The following is a 22,078-nucleotide window of genomic DNA, read 5'->3' as shown; positions in this document are numbered from 1 at the left end:
CGCCCAGGTGTATGTTGACAAGCTCGCATCCAGGTAGGGAGACGGTCGAATGCCCGGTACGCGCACGGCAGTCGAAGCATCCGGGACGCCCACCGTCACCATCAGCTTCGCCGGATTCAACCGGGCCTGGGCGGCCTGGATCGCGGACCGGCTGGAGCGGCGCGCGGTGGCCGTCGTCCGGCAGCGCTGGGATCCCCGGGCGGAGGTGCCGCTGGAGGAACTGCTGCGCGATCTGGCGCTCTCCCGGGGCCGCGTCCTGATCGTCCTCAGCGACTGGTACTTCCAGCTCGGCCCGCGCAGCCACGACGAGTGGAACCGGGCGCTGCGCGAGGTCGTCGCCGCCGACCCGGACCGCTTCGCCGCCGTCTGCGTCACCACCGCCACGCTGCCCGGCGCCACCACGGTCCTCGGCGCGGCCGACCTGACCAACGTCGGTGCCGAGGAGGCCGAACGGCGGCTCCTGGTACGCCTGGGCCTGCCCGCCGACCCGCTGCCCGAACCCGCCGGAACCCGGCAGGGCCCCCGCTACCCGGCCGACCCCTCCGAGGTGTGGGGCGGGGTGCCGCGCCGCAACATCCGCTTCACCGGCCGTGAGGAACTGCTCAGCTCGGCCTACCGGACCCTCCAGGACGCCGGTCCCGGCGCCGGGGTCGTCACCCTGCACGGCATGCCCGGCGTCGGCAAGACCCAACTGGCCGCCGAGTACGTCTACCGCTTCGGCTCCGAGTACGACGTGGTGTGGTGGGTGCCCGCCGACCGGCGCGCCCTCTACCGCCAGAAGCTCGCCGAACTCGCCCCCGAACTCGGGCTGTCCACCGGCGCCGAGTACGGCGAACGGCTGCGCGCCGTCCGCGACGCGCTGCGCCGCGGCGACCCCCACTCCCACTGGCTGCTGATCCTGGACGGCGCCGACGAGCCCGGACACATCTGGGACCTGGTGCCCACCGGCCCCGGACACGTCCTGATCACCTCCCGCAACCCCGAGTGGAGCGAACACAACAGCCACCTCGTCGAGGTGCCGGTCTACACGCGGAGCGAGTCCGTCGCCTTCATCCGCCGCCGCGCCGCCCGGCTGAGCCGGTCCGAGGCCGGACGGCTGGCCGAGGCCCTCGAAGACCTCCCGCTCCTCCTCGACCAGACCGCGGGCTGGCTCAACGACTCCGACATGTCCGTCGGGGAGTACATCCAGCTCCTCGAAGGCGGCATCGACCAGGACGTCGTCAAGGTCTCCGCCGATTTCCCGCTCGCCTTCCAGACCGCCTGGTCGATACTGCTGAACAAGCTCAAGGAGACCGTCCCGGAATCCGTCGACCTGCTGCGCCTGTGCAGCTTCTTCGCGCCCGGCTCCATCCCCGTACGGCTGCTGCGCGAGATGCCCCCCGGCGAACTGCCCGAACAGCTCTCCGGTCTGATGAACGATCCGCTGCTGTGGAACAAGGCGATCGCCCAGCTCCGCCAGTACTCCGTGGTCCGCCTGGAGTCCCACGAGACGGCCGGCGAGGAGTCCTCGTCCGGGGAATCGCTCTACATGCACCGCATGGTCCACCAGATCATCGGCAAGGACATGGCGGAACGCGACCGCCGCGAGTTCGTCGGCGTGGTCCGCAGGGCCCTCGCCGCCGCCGACCCCGGCCGCCCCATCGACACCCGGCTCTGGCCCGCCTACGCCGAGATCACCCCGCACCTGAAATGGGCCGACGTCCTCAACAGCACCGACCCCGCGGTGCACGGCCTGGTGCTCAACTGCCTGCGCTACCTGTACCTCTGCGGCGAGTACCGGGCCGGGATCAAGCTCGGCCGACGCGCCGTGCGGGCCTGGCGGGAACTCCTCGGCGCGGACCACCCCCGGGTCTGGGACCTCACCTACAACTACGCCAACCTGCTGCGCGCCGTCGGCGACTACGCCGGTACGGAAGTCATCGAACGGGCCGCCGTCGACCGGCTCCGCGCCGAACGCGGCGCCCGCGACCTGGAACACCTGCGCGCCGCCGGTGGCCTCGCCGCCGACCTGCGGGGGCTGGGCCGCTACGACGAGGCCCTGGAGATCTCCGGCTGGATCCTCGCCGCCTACCGCGAACTCCTGGGCGACCAGGACTCCCGGACCCTCAACGCCCAGAACAACCTGGCCATCTCGCTGCGGCTGCTCGGCCGGTACGGGGAATCCCTGGAGCTCAACCGCCGCACCCTGGACGCCCGGCGCCGCCTGCTGCGCCTGCGCCACACCTGGACCCTGTTCTCCGAGATCAACTACGCCACCGACCTGCGCCTCCTCGGCCGCTACGCCGACGCCCTCTCGCTCCAGAACCAGAGCGTCCGGGTGCACCGCATGGTCCTCGGCCCCGACAACCCGCAGACTCTGCGGGCCGAGCACAACCTCGCCCTGTGCCACTACCGCTCCGGCGACCGCGAGCGGGCCTCCGCCCTGTTCACCCGGGCCCTGGAACGGTGCGAGCGGGTCCTCGGCGAGGGCGACCCGCTGACCATGATGGTCGCCGCCACCCAGAGCTGCTTCGCCCGCGAGCACGGCGACATCGACCGGGCCCGCGCCATAAGCGAGAAGGTGGCCGAGGCCTACGTCGCCATGCTCGGCGAGGACCACCCCTTCGTCGCGGGAACCCGGGCCAACCACGCCCTGATCCTGCGCAACGTGGGGGAGCGGGACCAGGCCCACGACCTGCTGGAACAGTCGCTCGCCGCGATGACCCGGGCCGTCGGCGAGAACCACCCCTGGAGCCTGGGCTGCGCGATCAACGCCTCGGCGCTGCGCAATCTGGTGGGTGATCCGGAGTCCGCGGCGGCGCTCACGGAGACGGTCGTCACCCGGGCCACCGAGATCCTCGGCCGGGCCCATCCGCTGACGCTCTCCGCCCGGATCGCGCACGCCGCGGACCTGCGTGGCCTCCGGGAACGGCAGCGGGCCGAGAAGATCGAGAGCGAGGCCCTGGAGGACCTGTCCGCGGCCCTCGGCGCCCAGCACGTCCACACGGTCTCGGCCCGCTCCCGCAACCGCCCGTACTGGGACTTCGAGCCGCCGATCGTCTGACCGGCGGCGCGGACACCCGGCGGTGCACGCCGAGGGGCCCGTCCCCGCGATCGACTCGCGGGAACGGGCCCCTTTTCCGTACGGCAGCGGGTCAGGCCTCGAAGACCTCGGCGACCAGCTGGGCCTGCTCGGCCTGGTGGCGCTTGGCCGAGCCGACCGCCGGGGACGAGCTGTGCGGCCGCGAGATGCGGCGCAGGCGCTCACCGTGCGGGACGTCGGCGCCGACGGCCAGGTCCAGGTGGTCGATCAGGTTCAGGGCGATGAACGGCCAGGCGCCCTGGTTGGCGGGCTCCTCCTGCGTCCAGAGGTACTTCTCGGCGTTCGGGTACTTGGCGATCTCGGCCTGGAGCTCGGCACCCGGCAGCGGGTACAGGCGCTCCAGCCGGATGATCGCGGTGTCCGTGACGCCGCGCTTGACGCGCTCCGCCTCCAGGTCGTAGTAGACCTTTCCGGCGCAGAAGACGACCTTGCGGACGTCGGCCGCGTTCACCGAGTCGTCGCCGATCACCGGGCGGAAGCCGCCGGTGGTGAACTCCTCCGCCTTCGACGCGGCCGCCTTGAGGCGGAGCATCGACTTCGGGGTGAAGACGATCAGCGGCTTGTGGTGCGGGTTGTGCACCTGCCACCGCAGGAGGTGGAAGTAGTTCGACGGCAGGGTCGGCATGGCGACCGTCATGTTGTTCTGCGCGCACAGCGTGAGGAAGCGCTCCGGGCGGGCGGACGAGTGGTCCGGGCCCTGGCCCTCGTAGCCGTGCGGCAGCAGCAGCGTGACGCCGGAGGTCTGGCCCCACTTCTGCTCGGCCGAGGAGATGAACTCGTCGACGACGGTCTGCGCGCCGTTGACGAAGTCACCGAACTGGGCCTCCCAGATGACCAGCGACTCGGGGCGGGCCAGCGAGTAGCCGTACTCGAAGCCCATCGCCGCGTACTCGCTGAGCAGCGAGTCGTAGACGTTGTAGCGGGCCTGGTCGTCGGAGAGGTACAGCAGCGGGGTGTAGTCCTCGCCGGTCACCTGGTCGACGAGGACCGCGTGGCGCTGGCCGAAGGTGCCGCGGCGGGAGTCCTGGCCGGAGAGCCGGACCGGGGTGCCCTCCATCAGCAGCGAGCCGATGGCCAGGGTCTCGCCCATGCCCCAGTCGATCGTGCCGTTCTCCACCGAGGCCGCGCGGCGCTGCATCTGCGGCATCAGGCGGGGGTGGACGGTGATCCGGTCGGGGATGTTGACCTGGGACTCGGCGATGGTCTTGACGACCTCGGGGGAGACCGCGGTGGTCACGGCGACCGGGAACTCGGGCTGGACCTCGGGGGAGTGGGCCGGGGCGGGCAGCGAGGTGGCCTCACGGACCTCCGCGAAGACCTTCTCCAGCTGGCCCTGGAAGTCCTGGAGCGCCTGCTCGGCCTCTTCCAGGGTGATGTCGCCCCGACCGATGAGGGACTCGGTGTACAGCTTGCGCACCGAGCGCTTCTTGTCGATCAGGGTGTACATCTGCGGGTTGGTGAACTCCGGGTTGTCGCCCTCGTTGTGACCGCGGCGGCGGTAGCAGATGAGGTCGATCACGACGTCCTTGTTGAACGCCTGGCGGAACTCGAAGGCGAGCCGCGCGACACGGACGACGGCCTCGGGGTCGTCACCGTTGACGTGGATGATCGGCGCCTCGATCATGCGCGCCACGTCGGTGGCGTACATCGAGGAGCGCGAGGACTCCGGGGCGGCGGTGAAGCCGACCTGGTTGTTGATCACCACGTGCACGGTGCCGCCGGTGCGGTAGCCGCGCAGCTGCGACATGTTGAGCGTCTCGGCGACGACGCCCTGGCCCGCGAAGGCCGCGTCGCCGTGGAGCGCGACGGGCAGGACCGTGAAGTCCGTGCCGCCCTTGTTGATGATGTCCTGCTTGGCGCGGGCGATGCCCTCCAGGACCGGGTCGACCGCCTCCAGGTGCGAGGGGTTGGCGGCCAGCGAGACCTTGATCTGCTCGCCGTCCAGACCGGTGAAGGTGCCCTCGGCGCCCAGGTGGTACTTCACGTCGCCGGAGCCGTGCATCGACCGGGGGTCGAGGTTGCCCTCGAACTCGCGGAAGATCTGCGCGTACGACTTGCCGACGATGTTCGCCAGCACGTTCAGCCGGCCACGGTGGGCCATGCCGATGACGACCTCGTCGAGGCGGGCCTCGGCGGCGGAGTCGATGACCGCGTCGAGTAGCGGGATGACGGACTCGCCGCCCTCCAGCGAGAACCGCTTCTGGCCGACGTACTTGGTCTGCAGGAAGGTCTCGAACGCCTCGGCCGCGTTCAGCCGGCGCAGGATGCGCAGCTGCTCCTCGCGCTCGGGCTGCTGGGTGCGGGTGCGCTCCACCCGGTCCTGGATCCACTTGCGCTGCTTCGGGTCCTGGATGTGCATGAACTCGATGCCGGTGGTGCGGCAGTACGACTCACGCAGCACACCGAGGATGTCGCGGAGCTTCATCAGCGACTTGCCGGCGAAACCGCCGACCGCGAAGTCCCGCTCCAGGTCCCACAGGGTGAGGCCGTGCTCGGTGATGTCCAGGTCGGGGTGCTTGCGCTGGCGGTACTCCAGCGGGTCGGTGTCGGCCATGACGTGGCCCCGGACCCGGTAGGAGTGGATCAGCTCGAAGACCCGCGCGGCCTTGGTCACGTCGTTGTCGTGCGAGGCGTCGATGTCCGTGAGCCAGCGGACCGGCTCGTACGGGATGCGCAGCGCCTTGAAGATCTCGTCGTAGAACTCGTTCTCGCCGAGCAGCAGCTGGGAGACGACCCGCAGGAACTCGCCGGAGGCGGCGCCCTGGATGACCCGGTGGTCGTACGTCGAGGTCAGCGTCATGACCTTGGAGATGCCCAGCTTGTTCAGGGTGTCCTGGGAGGTGCCCTGGAACTCGGCGGGGTAGTCCATCGCGCCGACGCCCATGATGAGGCCCTGACCGGGCATCAGGCGGGGCACCGAGTGGACGGTGCCGATGCCGCCGGGGTTGGTCAGCGAGGCGGTGACGCCGGTGAAGTCGTCCATGCCGAGCTTGCCGTTGCGGGCGCGGCGGACGATGTCCTCGTAGGCCTGCCAGAACTCGAAGAAGTTGAGCGTCTCGGCCTTCTTGATGGCCGCGACGACCAGCTGGCGGTCGCCGTTCGGCTTCACCAGGTCGATCGCGAGGCCGAGGTTCACGTGGTCCGGCTTGACCAGGGTCGGCTTGCCGTCCTTCACCGCGAAGGAGTGGTTCATCGACGGCATGGCCTTGAGGGCCTGCACCATCGCGTACCCGATGAGGTGGGTGAAGGAGATCTTCCCGCCCCGGGCGCGCTTGAGGTGGTTGTTGATGACGATGCGGTTGTCGAAGAGCAGCTTCACCGGGACGGCGCGCACGGACGTGGCCGTCGGCAGCTCCAGCGAGGCGTTCATGTTCTTCGCGACGGCGGCCGACGGGCCGCGCAGCGTCACGTACTCGGGGCCGGACGGGGCCTCGGTGGCCGGTGCGGCGGCGGGCTTGGCGGCCGGCTTGGCGGCGGCCGGTGCGGGGGCCTTCGCTGCCGGGGCCGGTGCGGCGGCCTTCGCCGGGGCCGCCGGAGCGGCGGCGGGGGCAGGGGCGGCCGGAGCCGGGGCCTGCGCCGCCGGGGCGGGCGCCGCCGGAGCCGGAGCGGAGGTGGCCGGGGCCGGGGTCACCGCGGCCGCCGTGGCCGGAGCACCGGGAACGGGCTTGTCCGCCGTGCCGGACGTGCCCGGCTTGTAATCGGCGAAGAAGTCCCACCAGGCGCGATCGACCGAACTGGGATCCTGGAGGTACTGCTGATAGATCTCGTCGACGAGCCACTCATTGGGCCCGAAAGCAGCGGCCGGGTTCGACCCCGGGCTGGCTTGGTCGGTCGAGATGCTCGAGTTACTGGGGGACTGAGACGACACGGCGGCAACCGCCCTCTTCCGCTTCACAAGGTGATGGACAGCGGAAATCAAGGCTACGCCTCCCCGGCCGTTACACGCAGGCCGGGCCGGTCTTCGTCGCGCAAGTCACACGGGAAGGCGGGTTTCGGCGTAGGAATTGGCGGGAAACAAGCATGGTTCCGCCTCCTTTTGGGTACGCAGAACCGCGGCTGCGACCCTCTGGGCCGCACCCCCCGAACGGAACGCGAACAACACGCCCGTCCGGTTCGAACCCTATGTCAACCGCGCGGTTGCGGTACCCCCGGAAGAGTGACCTGTATGCGGCAGCCGCGCTCGGATTCGGCCACTCCAATGCGTCCGCCGTGCAGGTCCACCGCCCACCGGGCGATCGCCAGGCCCAGCCCGGTGCCGCCGTCGCTGCCCGGACCGTGCGGAGAGGGCACCGCGCCGCGGTTGAAGCGCTCGAAGACCCGGTGCCGCTCGGCCTCCGGGATGCCCGGCCCCTCGTCCACGATCTCCAGCGTCAGCGACTCCGGGGCGGACCCGCGGCGGGCCAGCACCGTGACCCGGCCGTGCGGCGGGCTGTGCTTGACCGCGTTGTCGACCAGATTGGCCACCACCTGGTGCAGCCGTTCGGTGTCCGCGTGGGCGGTCAGCTCCGGCGGCGACACGTCCAGGTGCAGATGGACGTCCTTGCGCTTGTGGTTCCCGGAACCGGACGACAGCCTGCGGTGCGAGGCGGCGAGATTCGCCTCCTTCAGTACGCCCGACAGATAGGGCCACACCTCGAAACGGCCGGCCTTGAGCGTGACCACGCCGCTGTCCAGGCGGGACAGGTCCAGCAGTGTCTCCACCAGCCGTCCGAGCCGCTCGGTCTGCTTCAGCGCGGTGCGCATCGTCTCGGGATCGGCCGAGGAGACCCCGTCCACCACGTTCTCCAGCACGGCTCTCAGCGCCGCGATGGGGGTGCGCAGCTCGTGCGACACATTGGCGACCAGCTCCTTGCGGTGCCGGTCCACCGCCTCCAGGTCGTCCGCCATCCTGTTGATCGTCTGCGCCAGGTCGCCCAGTTCGTCGCGGCGTCCGGCGCCGCGCACCCGCCGGGTGTAGTCGCCGTGCGAGATCGACCGGGCCACGGTGGTCATCGCGTCCAGCGGCGCGGTCAGGCCGTGCGCCACGAACTGGGTGATCAGCAGGGTCGCGATCACCGAGAACACCGTGATGAACCGCAGCTCGGTCCTGGTGCGCACGGCCACCAGCAGCAGGCCGGTGGTGATGAAGACCGAGAGCACGACCAGCGTGCTCATCTTCGCCTTGATCGAGAAGGGACGCAGGCCGGAGCCGGGCCGGGTCATGGAGCCGGGGTCTCCAGGGCGTAGCCCACACCGTGCACGGTACGGATGCGCTCCGCGCCGATCTTCCGGCGCAGCGCCTTGATGTGGCTGTCGACCGTACGGGTGCCGGAGGCGTCCGCCCAGTCCCAGACCTCGGCCAGCAGCTGCTCACGGGAGAGCACCGCGCGCGGTGTGCTGGCCAGACAGACCAGCAGGTCGAACTCGGTCGGCGTGAGGTGGACGTCGTCGGCGCGCACCCGGACCCGGCGCTGCGCGTGGTCGATCTCCAGCTCGCCGAGGCGCAGGATGCCGCTCCGCGGGGTCACCGCGGCCAGCGCGGCGCGCTCGACGCGGCGCAGCAGGACGTGGACCCGGGCCGCCAGCTCGCGCATCGAGAACGGCTTGGTCATGTAGTCGTCGGCGCCCACGCCGAGACCGACCAGCATGTCCGTCTCGTCGTCCCGGGCGGTCAGCATCAGCACCGGCACCGGCCGCTGGGCCTGGACCCGGCGGCAGACCTCCAGGCCGTCGAAGCCCGGCAGCATGATGTCGAGCACCATGAGATCGGGCTGCCACGCCTCGGCCGCGTCCACCGCGGCGGGGCCGTCGAGCGCGGTCTGTACGAGAAAGCCCTCGGCCCGCAGACGGGCGGAGATGGCTTCGACGATCGTGACGTCGTCCTCGACCACCAGCACCCGGCGCTGTGCGCCCGGGGTGGCCGCGACACCGGTGTGGGTGGTGTGTGTCTGTTCCATCGCCCCGCCCCTGCCCCGTTCTCACGGGGGCCATTCCCCCGGACGCACGGTCTTCGCATGTGGATTTTCGTAGGTGTCCCCGTATACGGGTCGCCAGCGTAAAGGCAGCGGCCCGCTCTCGGCTACGCAGGGTGTAACGCCTCGGCCGCACGGAAGTGGCGCGGCACCCGTCGTACGCCGCCCCTCGCCCGGGGCCCGGGGGGCCGCTGATACCCGGTGGGGGATCTCAGGGCGTCCGGAGTGCGAGATGCACCACGTCGGGCACACCTCGGGCAACGCTGACCTCTTCGGTCCTTACCCCGGTGAATCCGGCATTCCGCAGGGCCTGTTCGAAGTCGGCGGACGGCCGTGCGGACCACACTGCGAGAACACCGCCCGGCGTCAGCCGCTCCCGGCAGGCGGCCAGACCGGCGGGGGAGTACAGAGAGGTGTTGTCCTCGGTGACGGTCCAGTCCGGACCGTTGTCGATGTCCAGGCACAGCGCGTCGTAACGGTCGGTAGTCGTCCGCAGGTGGGCGACCAGGTCCACCGTCAGGATGCCCGTCCGGGGGTCGGCGAGTGCCGCACGGGAGAGCGCGGACAGCGGCCCCTCCAGGTGCCAGTCCACGATCGCCCGCTCCCGCTCGGCGACGGCGATCCGCCCCCACCGCGGCTCGGCGACGGCCCGGCCGAGCGAGAAGCCGACGCCCAGCCCGCCGATGAGCACCGACGGGGCCCGCCGGCCGGCGGGCAGCGCGGCCAGCGCCGCGTCGACCAGCAGCCGCTCGGAACGGCCGTCCGAGGTGTCCATCAGAAAGCACCCGTTGGCGATGATCTCGAAGTCGTCCCCCCGTCTGCGCAGCACGACCTCCCCGTACGGGCCTTCGCGGCGGTCGAGCGTGACGGGGGCGGGGGTTTCGGTGCGGGGGAAGCCGGACATGGCGCGGATCTCCGATGGCAGCGGGCGGGGACCTCGCCATCCTGGCCTCCCGGCACGGTCCGAAGCCAGCCGGTTACCGGCCTCGCCGGATCGTCCGGTACCGGGTCCGTCCCCGGCCGCCGTCGTGGTCGTGGAGCCCGCTGCACTCGTCGCCCGGGGGAGAACTCCGCCCGTCGCCGCGCCCCGGCGGATTCCCGCTGGACGGTTCACGGGTGCGGGCGGAGCAGCGCTCTGGGGAGCACGAACCACAGCCCGGCGAACAGGGCGAGTGTGGCGGCCGTGATCGCGACGGCGGCGGCCCGGCCGAGGACCACGGTCATGAGCAGGAGGACGGCGCCGTTGAGCGCGAGGGCGAGGAAGACCAGACCGATCTTGGCGAGCCGCGCGGACAGGGCGACGATCCGGTCCTTGACGCCCTGGTGGAACAGGCCGCGGTGCAGGGCGACCGGAGTCGCGAGCACGGCCGAGGCGACCACCGTGAGCAGCAGCGTCACCACGTACGTGGCGCGTTCGAAGGTGTCGAGGTCCGGAAACCGGCTGGTGAAGGCCACGCCGAGGAGAAAGGCGAAGACGATCTGCACACCCGTCTGCACGACCCGCAGCTCCTGGAGCAGTTCGACCAGGTTGCGGTCGGCACGTTCCGCGGGCGTCTCCCCGCCGTGCGGGGACGCGCCGCCGCCACTGGACGAAACATGGGACATGGGCCCCATTGTTCTCAGGACGCCCCGCCGCACCACCGCTGCTCATCCGTACGGAGCAGTCTCCGGGCGGCGCGGCGCCAGGCGGGGGAGGAGGGGCGGCGGCGCCGGGGAGGGGCGGGCATCCCGGGGGCCGGGGAGAGGGCGTCAGCTCCCCGGTGCCGTGCGCGCGGCGGCGAGGGCCGCCCGGTACGACGAGGATCCCGATGTCCGTCTCCTCGGGCTCGCGCGTCGCGCCAGGAGCCAGAGGAGGTGAGGTGGCGATCGCTCAGAGCGAACATCCCCCTGGGAACATTGGGCGGCTCAGGAGCATTGAGTCTGCATAGCTCAACTTGACTGCCGAAGGGGAGATCATGGCTACGGATTCCAACGCGGTTACCCCGCTCGCCCTGCCCGTGCTGCCGCTCGACGACGAGGTCGTGCTGCCCGGGATGGTGGTGCCTCTGGACCTGTCCGACGCGGAGGTGCGGGGTGCTGTGGAGGCCGCGCAGGCGGCGGTCCGGGCCGGTGGGGACAAGCCCGAGGTGCTGCTGGTGCCGCGGATCGACGGTACGTACGCCGGTACCGGCGTCATCGGCACCGTCGAGCAGGTCGGACGGCTCTCCGACGGAGACCCGGGCGCGCTGATCCGCGGCCGGGGCCGGGTGCGGATCGGGGCCGGGACCAGCGGTCCGGGGGCCGCGCTCTGGGTGGAGGGGGCCCGGATCGACCCGGTCGTCCCCGACCCGCTGCCCGGCGCCGCCGCCGAGCTGGTCAAGGAGTACAAGGCGCTCGCCACCAGCTGGCTGAAGAAGCGCGGGGCCTGGCAGGTCGTGGACCGGGTCCAGCAGATCGAGGACATCTCCGCGCTCGCCGACAACTCCGGTTACTCCCCCTTCCTGACCACCGCCCAGAAGGTGCGGCTCCTGGAGACGGCCGACCCGGTCGCCCGGCTGAAGCTCGCCATCCAGTGGCTCGGCGAACACCTCGCCGAGCAGGACGTCGCCGAGTCCATCGCCAAGGACGTCCAGGAGGGCGTCGACAAGCAGCAGCGCGAATTCCTGCTGCGCCGCCAGCTCGACGCCGTGCGCAAGGAGCTCGCCGAGCTCAACGGCGAATCCGGGTCCGCCGACGCGTCCGACGACTACCGGGCCCGCGTCGAGGCCGCCGATCTGCCCGAGCACGTCCGCGAGGCGGCGCTCAAGGAGGTCGAGAAGCTGGAGCGGGCCTCCGACCAGAGCCCCGAGGGCTCCTGGATCAGGACCTGGCTCGACACCGTCCTCGAACTGCCCTGGACCAAGCGGACCGAGGACGCCTACGACATCCGCGGCGCCCAGCGGGTCCTGGACGCCGAGCACGCCGGTCTCCAGGACGTGAAGGAGCGGATCACCGAATACCTGGCCGTGCGCAAGCGGCGCTCCGACCGCGGCCTCGGGGTCGTCGGCGGACGGCGCGGCGGCGCCGTGCTGGCGCTGGTGGGTCCGCCGGGTGTGGGCAAGACCTCGCTCGGCGAGTCCGTCGCGCACGCCATGGGCCGCACGTTCGTCCGCGTCGCCCTCGGCGGGGTGCGGGACGAGGCGGAGATCCGCGGCCACCGGCGTACCTACGTCGGCGCCCTGCCGGGCCGTATCGTGCGGGCGATCAAGGAGGCCGGTTCGATGAACCCGGTCATCCTGCTCGACGAGATCGACAAGGTCGGCTCCGACTTCCGGGGCGACCCGGCCGCCGCGCTCCTCGAAGTCCTCGACCCGGCGCAGAACCACACCTTCCGCGACCACTACCTGGAGGTCGAGCTCGACCTCAGCGACGTCGTCTTCCTGGCCACCGCCAACGTGCTCGAAGCCATCCCGGAGGCCCTGCTCGACCGCATGGAGCTGGTCCGGCTCGACGGCTACACCGAGGACGAGAAGGTCGTCATCGCCCGCGACCACCTGCTCCCGCGCCAGCTGGAGCGCGCCGGGCTGGAGAAGGACGAGGTCACGCTCGACGAGTCGGCGCTGCGCAAGCTGGCTGGCGAATACACCAGGGAGGCCGGGGTCCGGAACCTGGAGCGGGCTGTGGCCCGGCTGCTGCGCAAGGTCGCGGCCCAGCACGAACTGGGCGACCGGGAGCTGCCGTTCACGGTCTCCGAGGCGGACCTGCGGGGCCTGATCGGGCGTCCGCACCACGTCCCGGAGTCGGCCCAGGACCCGGCCGAGCGCCGGACCGCGGTGCCGGGCGTGGCGACCGGGCTCGCGGTGACCGGGGCGGGCGGCGACGTGCTCTTCGTGGAGGCCTCGCTGGCCGACCCGGAGACCGGGGCCTCCGGACTGACCCTGACCGGTCAGCTCGGCGACGTCATGAAGGAGTCCGCGCAGATCGCGCTGAGCTTCCTTCGCTCGCACGGCGCGGAGCTGGAACTGCCGGTCGCGGACCTGAAGGACCGGGGCACGCACATCCACTTCCCGGCTGGCGCGGTCCCCAAGGACGGCCCGAGCGCCGGTATCACCATGACGACCGCGCTGGCCTCGCTGCTCTCCGGGCGGCTGGTCCGTACGGACGTGGCGATGACCGGTGAGGTCTCGCTGACCGGACGGGTGCTGCCGATCGGCGGACTGAAGCAGAAGCTGCTCGCCGCGCACCGGGCGGGGATCACCACCGTGGTCATCCCGAAGCGCAACGAGGCCGATCTGGACGATGTCCCCGCCGAGGTGCTGGACACCCTGGAGGTCCACCCGGTGACCGACGTCCGCCAGGTCCTGGAGATCGCCCTGGCCCCGGCGGTGGCCCCGGCGCGGGAGAAGGTCCCGGCGGCGGCGTGAGCAGTACGGCGTGACGGACGTGGTGCCGCGCGCGTGGCCGGTACGGACGGCCCGCCCTCCCGGAACTCCGGGGGAGCGGGCCGTTCCGCGTTCCCGGAGTGTCCTGCTCGTACCGTGCCGGGTGCGCGGCGTTCCCGGGGTGCCGGGTGGGGCGTGCCGCGCGCGCGTCCGGCGGGTCTCCTGCGACCGCGGCGAGCCGGTGTACGCGGCCGGAGAGCGGTCCGGGCCGGCGGCACGGCCGGCCGGAGCGGCCCGGTGACCCGGGAGCGCCCGGCAGGAGGCTGCGGCTGGGACGGCCCCGGCCTGCGGGGCCGGTGGGTCAGGGGCGGTAGATGGTGCCCGGGACCGGCTCGGCGGGCGCCATCAGCTGCGGCACCGTCACGAAGGTGTAGCCCTGCTTCTGCAGCGCGTCGATGATGCCCGGCACCGCGGGCACCGTGCCCTTGTAGATGTCGTGCAGCAGGATGACGCCGTCCTTGCCCGCCTGGTCGAGTATCCGCTTCTTGATCAGCGCGGAGTCGGTGGTGGAGAAGTCCTTGGCGGTGGCGCTCCACAGGATCTGGGAGAGTCCCAGGTCCTTGCTGATCTCCGAGACGATGTCGTCGGTGCGGCCCTGCGGCGGGCGCATCAGCCGCGGCTGCTTGCCGGTTATCTCTGTTATCGCGTCCTGTGTCTGCTTCAGCTCGGCACGTATGTCGGCCGGGTCGCGGTCCGTGAGGATCTTGTGGGTCCAGGTGTGGTTGGCCACCTCATGACCCTCGGCGGCGATCCGGCGCACGGTGCCGGGGTGCTTCTTGACGTGGTTCTTGCCCAGCAGGAAGAAGGTCGCGTGCACCTTCTTCTCCTTGAGGATGTCCAGCAGACGCGGGGTGTCCTCGCCCGGTCCGGCGTCGAAGGTCAGCGCGATGCACTTGGCCTTACGGCAGTCCACCGGGCCGAAGGAGCCCTTCGCGTCGGAGCCCGCGTCGGTGCGCGCCGAGGCCGGTGCCGTGGTCTGCATCGCGCAGCCGCCCAGGGTCAGCGTGAGCGTCGTCACCAGGGCGGCGGTCAACCCCTTACCGATCGACTTCGTCTTCTTGGGCAAGGCGGGTCACTCCTCCGTGGCTGAACAGGATGCGCGGGGCGCGGTCTGCCGGGTGCGCCGGAGGAGGACTATACACAGTGTGTATACGTCGGAAGGTGACGGGGTCCGCTGTCGCCCCGGGGGGTGAAATCCCTGCTCGGAGACGTGCAACGCGCAGTGCCCCGGCGGCCCGCCGGGGCACTGCGGCGTACGCGGGGAGGACGCGTACAAGGGGAGGATGCGCGCGGGGAGGCTCAGCCGTTGGCGAGGGCCTGCACGCGGTCGAGGGCGCCGTTGAAGCGGTTGTGGTCGCCGACGTAGGGGCCGGACGAGGTGTACTGCCATATCGTGTAGAAGCCCCAGCCGGCCGGGAGTTCGCCGACGGCGGTGGCGTACCGGGCCACCCACAGCGGGTTGGTGGCGCCGAAGCCCGCGTTGTTGCCGGTGCAGTCCTTCCACCAGCTGGTCGCGGTGTAGATGACCGCGTCACGGCCGGTGCGCGCCTTGTACGTGTTCACGAAGTCGCGGATCCAGCTGACCATGCCCGCCTGGCTCAGGCCGTAGCACTGGGCGCCGTACGGGTTCCACTCGATGTCGAGCACGCCGGGCAGCGTCTTGCCGTCGCGGGACCAGCCGCCGCCGTGGTCCACGAAGTAGTTCGCCTGGGTGGCGCCGCTCGTGGTGTTCGGCGTGGCGAAGTGGTACGCGCCCCGGATCATGCCCACGTTGTATGAGCCGTTGTACTGCTGCGCGAAGTAGGGGTTCGTGTAGTACGTGCCCTCCGTGGCCTTGGTGTAGGCCCACTTCACGCCGCTGCCCCAGAGCGTGGACCAGTTGACGTTGCCCTGGTAGCTGGCGACGTCCACGCCTTCGGTCTGGACGGCGCGGGTGTCGCGCGGGAGCCCGGCCTCGCCGTCGTGGGCTATGACGCCCATGCCCATCGTGGCCGTACCCCTGGCGGGCTTCCGGGCGGCCGCGTCGGTGTCGGCGGCGCTCGCCGCGCCGGGCAGGGTGAGCATGAGCGAGAGGGCTGCGAGCAGGGTTCCGGCCGCCGCGAAGCGGGAGCGGCGGGAGGTCTGGGCAGTGGATCTGAGCACCGGCATGGAAGTGCCTCCGAGGACGAGGTGGGGGGACGTGCTGATCCCAGGGAGACGCGGGGTACACCCCCCTGTCGGCATGCAATGGTGTGAACATGCCAGGCATGACGCTACGCACGTAGACCCGTGCTGGGGAAGGGGGTCCGGGCGCCGCCGTTGGTCTACTCCTGCGAAATACTGGCGCAAGCTGCGGTGATGACCTGCGGTGAAAGAAATTTTCAGCGGCCGGAAAGCTCATGAGGGGTGTTGACGTGCACGGGAGCGAAAGCGGTAGTGAACCGGGCGCGACCGGAAGGAGTGGTGTGGACCACGCATTCCTGGCGCTGGAACGGGAGTTGGCCGTCTTTCTGCGCCGGGCACGGTCCAATTCCGGGGAGATGGCGCGCGAGGTCCATCCCGAGCTGGAGTCCGCCGCGTACGGCCTGCTCGTCCAGCTGGAGTCGGCCGGGCAGCAGCGGGCCACCGACCTGGCGGCCTACTTCGGGGTGGGCAAGGCGACGATGAGCCGTCAGCTCCGCGCCCTGGAGGCACTCGGACTGGTGGCGCGTGAGCCCGATCCGGCGGACGGCCGGGCCTTCCTCGTCCACCTCACCGCCGAAGGGCTGGACCGCTACCGCAGCGTCCGTGACGCCCGCCGTGAGCGGTACGTGCGCAAGCTCGCCGACTGGGACCGGTCCGAGGTCGCCGAACTGGCCCGGCTGCTCCACCACCTGAACGACCGAGCGGAGAACTGACGGCCCGGAGGCCCGCGCGGGGGCCGACGGCGCGGGCCCGGTGTCACAGCACCGCGTGGACCACCGTCGCGTCGTCGTGCGTCTTGCCGCGGCCCAGCCGCGCGCGTCCGGTGTCCGCGTCCGCGTCCTCCAGGGCCCTGACCCGGTCGATCAGCGCCTGCGGCCCCTCCTCGCGGAGCACCCCGAGGCAGTCCGCCCAGTCGCCCTCGCGGAACATCTCGGTCCAGCGGCTCGCCCCGTCGGTCAGCGCGGCAAGGGCCCGCACCTGGTCGACAGGGGTGCGGCCGGTGACCGCGCGGGAGGCCACGGCGGGGTCGGCGGCCGCGGTGAAGAAGCCGCCCTCCTGGTTGCGCAGCCGGCTGTCGACGTACTCCACGGAGCTCAGCGACCCGGGTGGCAGCCGGTCGAGCCGGTCGTCGAGCACCGGGAGCACGCTCCCGTCGCTCCTCTCGAACAGCAGCACGGAGTCCGAGAGCACCAGATGTTCGATCTCGCGCTCGTCCCAGCGGGCCATGGCGACCGTCGCCTGCGGTGTGCGTGCGTGAGAAAGGTCACACAGGGAACGGTGCGTGTCGGCGGTGCGTCGAATGGACAGGGCGAGGATCTCCTGAAGGGTCAGATCCTGCCGCGAACCGGACAGTTCGATCAGCGCGCCGCCCAGCCGGGCCGTGAACCACGGAACCGAATGCACACAACCGTCATCGCCCCGGGGCGGTGTCACCCCGTCCAGAAGGACCAGCGTCCCGCCCCGCCCGGAAGCGGGGAGCGCGGTGGCCGCCCAGTCCTCGTTCGGACGTTCGGGACTTCCGGGGGCCGTGGCCAGCGCGAAAAGCATGCGGCCAGTCTGCACGATGCCTTCACGCCCCCCGCACTCCCGTGGAATTGGCCTGAACCTGCGGTTCATCACAGGTGACGGAACGGAAGGCAAAGCTCCAGGGGGCGTGCGGGCGGGCATCCTGCCAAAGCCTGGGCCGAAGTTCCACCTGGCGGACCGGGTGTGGTCGAAGGCCCCTCCGGGCAGACTTGTTCGCCAACTCGGGAGTGATGTTCACTCCTTCAGGTGGCGGAGAGGTCGTTGCGTGTCCCCCTCCCATAAGCGCTGGAATGGTCAGAAGCCGTACCAGGGGAAGGGACGCTCGCTGCGTGTGACCGTGCGTCACCTCTGCTTCAAGGGCGGACGAGTCAAGAATGCGAGCACCGGTGCAGAAGAAGCGGCCTCGGAGCAAGGGCGATGAGCGGAACGGTTCCGGGGCGGTGTCACCGGTACCCGCCGAGAGCGGGAGTACCCGGCGGCCCGTACGCGTAAGGAGCCGGCTGGTCGCCGGAGTCGCGGTCGTCGGGATCACCGTCATCGCGGCGGGCGCGCCCGTGATCCTCGCCGCCTCCTCCCAACTGAACGAATCCCAGCGGCTGGTGACCCTCGCTGAGCTGAACCAGCAGGCCCTCGCCCTGGCCCACGCACTGGCGGACGAGCGCGACGACGTCACCGCCAGGCTCGCCGCAGGGAACGACGGGAAGCCCGGCGCGGCCACCGGCACGGGGGACGCCATGAGCGCCCGGGTCGACCAGCGGGTCAACGAGATCCGGCCCGCGGCGCCCGCCGCCCTCCGCCGTGACCTCTCCGGCATCCCCTCCCTGCGCCGCGAAGCACTCGGCGGCAAGGGCACGGCGCTGGAGGCCCACCAGGCGTACTCCGAGATCATCGCCAAGCTCCAGGACCTCGCCGAGGAGCTGGCCGAGAAGACCCCGCCGCGCGCCGCCGAGGCCACGCGCGCCCCGCTCGCCCTCGCGCGCGCCACCGAGCAGGCCTCCGCCACCCGGGGGCTGCTGCTCGCCGCGCTCGCGGTGCCCCCCGCGGACACCGTTCCGCAGACCGACCCGGTGACCGGGCTGCCGGTCCAGCCCCAGGACGGTGCGGGCTCGAAGGACGACCGCACCCGCGACGAGCTGAGCGCCGCCGCCCAGCAGTCCCGGGTCCGCGAGCTCGGGGCGCTCGCCGACTTCGACCAGGCCGCGGGCACCGCCGCCCGCGAGAAGCTGGCCTCCACGGTCACCGGACCGGAGGTCAACAGCGCGGAGAAGTACCTCAACAGGCTCACCGACCGCCCCGAGCTGTCGGAGAGCGACCAGACCACCAGCCGCAAGAAGGCGCAGGCGGCGCTCTCCGCGCGGATCGACCGGATGCGGAGCGTCGAATCGGCCCTCGGCACCGCGCGGACCGGCCGCCTGGAGCAGCTGCGCGACGACGACGTCACCGCGCTCGAACTGCGCATCGCGCTGCTCGGCGGCTGCCTGCTGGTCGCCGTCGGTGTCTCCACCGCCGTGGCCCGCACCCTCACCCAGCCGCTCGCCGTGCTGCGGATCGGCGCCGCCCGCCTCGCCGCGGAGCCCGACACCGCCGAACCGATTCGCTACACCGGCCGCAACGACGAGTTCGCCCAGGCCGTACGGTCCCTCAACAGCCTGCACGGCAGGTTCAGGGGCCTGCTCGGCGAGTTCAACGGCCGCTTCGCGGATCTGGAGGGCGAGCGCGGCGAGCTGCTCGCCGGGCGTGAGGCGCTCGCCGCCCGGCGCGCCGAGCTCCAGACCGCGACCGCCGAGCTCACGGCCGAGCTGGAGCAGCTGAAGAACACCGTCCACCACACCTTCGTCAACCTCTCGCTGCGTACGCTCGGCCTGGTCGACCGCCAGCTGGGCGTCATCGAGGGGCTGGAGGACCGGGAGCAGGACCCGGAGCGGCTGGCCACCCTGTTCAAGCTGGACCACATGGCCACCGTCATGCGCAGGCACAGCGAGAACATGCTGGTCCTCGCGGGCGCCGAGCACGGCCACGGGCACGCGGGGCCGATCCCGCTGGTCGACGTGGCGCGCGCGGCGGTCTCCGAGATCGAGCGGTACGAGCGGGTCGTCATCCAGTCCCTGCCGCCGCACGCCCAGATCGCCGGCTTCGCCGCCGACGACCTCAGCCATCTGGTCGCCGAACTACTGGAGAACGCCACGGCGTTCTCGCCGCCGGACTCCCGCATCGAGCTCTCCGGCTGGCTGCTGGAGAGCGGCGAGGTGATGCTCTCCGTGCAGGACAACGGGCTCGGGATGCCCGCGGAGCGGATGGCGGAGCTGAACGCCCGGCTGGCCGACCCGACGCTCTTCGCCGCGGGCGGCCGGGGCGGGGAGGGCGCCGGACTCGGCCTCCAGGTCACCGCGCTGCTCGCGGCGCGTCACGGCGTACGGGTCGAGCTGCGCGAGCACACCGGCAGCGGGCTCACCGCCGTCGTGATCCTGCCCCAGGCCCTGCTGCCGAAGGCGTCCCCGGCCGCCGCACCGCCCCCGGTGAAGACCCCGGGCGACGCGCCCGCGCTGAACCTCCCGGGCTCGGTCGCCGAGGCCAACTCCAACGCGCTGCCCGCCCGCACGCAGCCGTCCGCCGAGCCGCAGCAGCCCTCCGTGGCACAGCCGGCCGCCGGACAGCAGCCCTCCGCGGAGCAGCCGGCCGCCGCACGGCCTCCCGCCGAGGACCGGCCGTCGCCCGGACACCGGCCCGCCGAGGACCCGCTGATCGCCGCCGCCGAGCGGGCGATCCGCGCGTCGGACGCGGCATCCGCACCGGCCCCGGCGAAGGCGGACCCGGACCCGGCCCCGGTCGAGACGGAGTCCGAGGTCACCCTCCAGGTCCGCCTCCCGGTGGCGCCGAAGCCCGTGGGCACCCCGCCGCCCGAGACGGCCGACCCGTACGCCATCGGCCCCGACCGCCACGAGCGCACCCCGGACCAGCCCCAGGACCGCATCCCGGTACAGCGCACTGGAACGGCGCGGGAGACCACCCCCACGGCCCCGGCCGAGCCCGCCGCCCCGGCCGAGCCCGCCGCCCCGGCCGAGCCCGCCGCCCCGGCCGAGCCCGCCGCCCCGGCCGGGCCCACGGCCCCGGCCGCACGTGTCACCGACAAGGGGCTGCCCAAGCGCACCCCCCGGATCACCAAGCCCACCACAACAGCCGCCACCGAGCGCAAGGGGAGCCTGGACAAGGAGGCGCTGCGCCGTCGGCTCGGCGGCTTCCACCAGGGCGCGAAGGACGGCCGCCGGGACGTCGAGGCGGAGATCGCCGACGCACGCCCCGCACCACACCCCACACCCACCGATCAGCACAGCGACGCGGCCCGTCCGGGCGGCAGCAGGACCGACCAGACGGATGAGACGGGGGACACAGTCGAGGAGGCACGCAGTTGACTGCGCCGAGCACATTCGGGCTGAGTACCGAGGCCCGTAACCTGCACTGGTTGCTGAGCAATCTGGTGGAGGAGGTGCCAGGGGTCCACTCGGTCACCGTCGTCTCGTCCGACGGGCTGATGCTGCTCTCCTCCGACCCCGGCCACCTGTCCGCCACGAACACCGCGCACGCCGACGGCCAGAGCGGCCCCAAGGGTTCCAGCGCCGATCTGGCGACCATCGTCTCCGGCATCGGCAGCCTCACCATCGGCGCCGCCAAACTCATGGACGGCGGCGGCGTCAAGCAGACGATGGTCGCCATGGACGAAGGCAGCGTCTTCGTCATGTCGATCAGCGACGGCTCGCTGCTCGGGGTGCACGCCACCCCGGACTGCGACATGAGCGTCATCGCGTACCACATGGCGCTCTTCGTCGGCCGGGCCGGACACGTACTCACCCCCGAACTCCGCAGTGAACTGCGCAAATCGATGGAGAGCACCCAGTGAAGCCCGCTGCCGAAACCGCGCCCAGGCTCCCCGTACGCGGGGCCGACCGGAGGCCCGCACGGGTCCGCCCGTACTCCCTCACCGGCGGTCGCACCCGCTTCGGTCACGTCCTGCTCGTCGAGACCTTCGTCGCCGCGCTCGACGCCCCCGAGGAGCGCCGCGAACTGACCAACGGCAATCTGGCCAGCCGCGTCATGCCGGAGCTCCAGGCGATCGTCGAGATCTGCCGCCGGATGCGTACCGTCGCGGAGATCTCGGCCCTGCTGAAGATGCCGCTCGGCGTGGTCCGGGTGCTGCTCAGCGACCTGGCCGACCAAGGAAAGATCCGCGTGTACGGGACCGGTCACGGCACCGGCCAGCCCGACCGCGCACTGCTCGAAAGGGTGCTCAATGGACTCCGCCGTCTCTGAGTCGCCGCTCTTCGCCCCGCGACAGCCGGGCACCGCGGACCAGGCCGAGGAATCGCTCCAGGCCTGGCAGCTGGACCGCACCCGGGCCCCCATCGCCACGAAGATCGTGGTCGCGGGCGGCTTCGGCGTCGGCAAGACGACCTTCGTCGGGTCCGTCTCCGAGATCACCCCGCTGAAGACCGAAGCGATGATGACCCAGGCCAGCGAGGAGACCGACGACCTCTCCGCGACGCCCGACAAGGTCACCACCACCGTCGCGATGGACTTCGGCCGGATCACCCTTGACGACGATCTGGTGCTGTACGTGTTCGGCACCCCGGGCCAGCAGCGTTTCTGGTTCATGTGGGACGACCTGGTGCGCGGCGCGATCGGCGCGGTCGTGATGGCCGACACCCGGCGGCTGGCCGACTGCTTCCCCGCCCTCGACTACTTCGAGAGCTGCGGCCTGCCCTACATCGTGGCCGTCAACCACTTCGAGGGGACGCACGGCTTCGAGGCCGAGGACGTCCGGGAGGCCCTGACCATACCGTCGCACGTGCCTGTCGTGATCATGGACGCGCGCAACCGCATCACCGTCGTCGAATCCCTGCTGGCCCTCGTCGGCCACGCCCTCGACGCCACCCCCGCCTAGACACAGCACGGAGAACCAC

The 22,078-nt window shown here is 71.6% G+C and carries 15 protein-coding genes; 7 read left to right on the top strand and 8 right to left on the bottom strand.

Annotation, left to right across the window (positions count from 1 at the left end; all coding sequences use genetic code 11):
* The first annotated feature begins 49 nt into the window (after positions 1-49).
* The gene (fxsT, locus tag ACFVWY_RS28045; RefSeq protein WP_389877319.1) at positions 50-3,043 is read left to right on the top strand and encodes an FxSxx-COOH system tetratricopeptide repeat protein; all 2,994 of its coding nucleotides are present in this window, start codon (positions 50-52) and stop codon (positions 3,041-3,043) included.
* Positions 3,044-3,134: 91 nt separating this feature from the next.
* On the opposite strand, the gene ACFVWY_RS28040 is transcribed toward fxsT, so the two are convergent.
* The 5 genes from ACFVWY_RS28040 to ACFVWY_RS28020 all read right to left on the bottom strand — a co-directional run bounded on the left by ACFVWY_RS28040 (position 3,135) and on the right by ACFVWY_RS28020 (position 10,638).
* On the bottom strand, positions 3,135-6,950 hold the full coding sequence (locus ACFVWY_RS28040) for a multifunctional oxoglutarate decarboxylase/oxoglutarate dehydrogenase thiamine pyrophosphate-binding subunit/dihydrolipoyllysine-residue succinyltransferase subunit (protein WP_389877317.1): 3,816 nt from the start codon (positions 6,948-6,950) through the stop codon (positions 3,135-3,137).
* 257 nt (positions 6,951-7,207) lie between these two features.
* Complete coding sequence (locus ACFVWY_RS28035) at positions 7,208-8,284, bottom strand: ATP-binding protein (protein WP_389877315.1); 1,077 nt, start codon at positions 8,282-8,284, stop codon at positions 7,208-7,210.
* On the bottom strand, positions 8,281-9,018 hold the full coding sequence (locus ACFVWY_RS28030) for a response regulator transcription factor (RefSeq protein WP_389877314.1): 738 nt from the start codon (positions 9,016-9,018) through the stop codon (positions 8,281-8,283). The genes ACFVWY_RS28035 and ACFVWY_RS28030 overlap by 4 nt, the downstream gene beginning before the upstream one ends.
* Before the next feature lie 226 nt (positions 9,019-9,244).
* Positions 9,245-9,937, bottom strand: a complete 693-nt coding sequence (locus ACFVWY_RS28025) for a spermidine synthase (RefSeq protein WP_389877312.1) — start codon at positions 9,935-9,937, stop codon at positions 9,245-9,247.
* 206 nt (positions 9,938-10,143) lie between these two features.
* A complete protein-coding gene (locus tag ACFVWY_RS28020; protein WP_389877311.1) occupies positions 10,144-10,638 on the bottom strand; it encodes a DUF6328 family protein in 495 nt (164 codons plus the stop codon).
* A 350-nt stretch (positions 10,639-10,988) separates the two neighbouring features.
* Here ACFVWY_RS28020 and lon point away from each other — a divergent pair, with 350 nt between their 5' ends.
* Complete coding sequence (lon, locus tag ACFVWY_RS28015) at positions 10,989-13,415, top strand: endopeptidase La (protein ID WP_389877310.1); 2,427 nt, start codon at positions 10,989-10,991, stop codon at positions 13,413-13,415.
* Between the two features lie 319 nt (positions 13,416-13,734).
* On the opposite strand, the gene ACFVWY_RS28010 is transcribed toward lon, so the two are convergent.
* Positions 13,735-14,415: a polysaccharide deacetylase family protein gene (locus ACFVWY_RS28010; RefSeq protein ID WP_389877333.1), complete on the bottom strand. Its 681-nt coding sequence runs from the start codon at positions 14,413-14,415 to the stop codon at positions 13,735-13,737.
* 317 nt (positions 14,416-14,732) lie between these two features.
* A complete protein-coding gene (locus ACFVWY_RS28005; RefSeq protein ID WP_389877308.1) occupies positions 14,733-15,581 on the bottom strand; it encodes a lysozyme in 849 nt (282 codons plus the stop codon).
* Between the two features lie 230 nt (positions 15,582-15,811).
* Between ACFVWY_RS28005 and ACFVWY_RS28000 the strand changes: the two genes are divergently transcribed.
* On the top strand, positions 15,812-16,309 hold the full coding sequence (locus ACFVWY_RS28000; protein WP_389877306.1) for a MarR family winged helix-turn-helix transcriptional regulator: 498 nt from the start codon (positions 15,812-15,814) through the stop codon (positions 16,307-16,309).
* Between the two features lie 43 nt (positions 16,310-16,352).
* Here the strand turns inward: ACFVWY_RS28000 and ACFVWY_RS27995 are convergent, their stop codons facing one another.
* A complete protein-coding gene (locus ACFVWY_RS27995; protein ID WP_389877304.1) occupies positions 16,353-17,144 on the bottom strand; it encodes a hypothetical protein in 792 nt (263 codons plus the stop codon).
* 365 nt (positions 17,145-17,509) lie between these two features.
* On the opposite strand from ACFVWY_RS27995, the gene ACFVWY_RS27990 reads away from it, so the two are divergent.
* The 4 genes from ACFVWY_RS27990 to ACFVWY_RS27975 are packed head-to-tail and all read left to right on the top strand — an operon-like array spanning position 17,510 to position 22,059.
* Entirely contained in the window at positions 17,510-20,533 is a 3,024-nt protein-coding gene (locus ACFVWY_RS27990) for a nitrate- and nitrite sensing domain-containing protein (RefSeq protein WP_389877331.1), read from the top strand.
* Entirely contained in the window at positions 20,530-21,018 is a 489-nt protein-coding gene (locus ACFVWY_RS27985; RefSeq protein ID WP_389877302.1) for a roadblock/LC7 domain-containing protein, read from the top strand. The genes ACFVWY_RS27990 and ACFVWY_RS27985 overlap by 4 nt, the downstream gene beginning before the upstream one ends.
* On the top strand, positions 21,015-21,428 hold the full coding sequence (locus ACFVWY_RS27980) for a DUF742 domain-containing protein (protein WP_389877300.1): 414 nt from the start codon (positions 21,015-21,017) through the stop codon (positions 21,426-21,428). Before ACFVWY_RS27985 ends, ACFVWY_RS27980 begins: the two co-directional genes overlap by 4 nt.
* Positions 21,409-22,059: an ATP/GTP-binding protein gene (locus ACFVWY_RS27975; protein WP_389877298.1), complete on the top strand. Its 651-nt coding sequence runs from the start codon at positions 21,409-21,411 to the stop codon at positions 22,057-22,059. The genes ACFVWY_RS27980 and ACFVWY_RS27975 overlap by 20 nt, the downstream gene beginning before the upstream one ends.
* Positions 22,060-22,078: the final 19 nt, after the last annotated feature.

Origin of the sequence: Streptomyces sp. NPDC058195, assembly GCF_042883525.1 — a bacterium.
GTDB lineage: Bacteria > Actinomycetota > Actinomycetes > Streptomycetales > Streptomycetaceae > Streptomyces.
The sequence above is the reverse complement of the archived record's forward strand: the minus strand, read 5'-3'. Positions and strand labels throughout refer to the sequence as shown.